1 pseudogene is annotated in these 335 nt (G+C 39.7%); it reads left to right on the plus strand.

Annotated features, from left to right (window positions below):
- Positions 1–335: pseudogene (locus tag cpu_RS13030) on the plus strand (IS110 family transposase); the annotation flags it as partial.

The following is a 335-nucleotide window of genomic DNA, read 5'->3' on the forward strand; positions in this document are numbered from 1 at the left end:
GACCGGTTGCGTTTTGGGCGTCTCCCGGAAAACTCCCAGGTGGATTTTCGTTATTTGCCTTTGCAAAGGCTGACCAGGTTCAGATTCCATTTAACTCAAACTCTTACCAGAGAGAAAAACTATTTCCTTACTAATCTCTTTCTCAAGTTCAATACTCTTCAGCAAGATGAGGTATTTAGCAATTTGTTTGGTGCTACTTCTGAGGCTATTTTAACCGAATTCCTTTCTCCCGACGAAATTGCGGCTCGACCGCTTGATGATTTAATTGATTTTTTGGTGGAGAAAGGTAATAAACATTTTGCTGATCCTAAAGCTACTGCTGAAAAACTAAAAAT

This window comes from Carboxydothermus pertinax, from assembly GCF_001950255.1.
Taxonomy (GTDB): domain Bacteria; phylum Bacillota; class Z-2901; order Carboxydothermales; family Carboxydothermaceae; genus Carboxydothermus; species Carboxydothermus pertinax.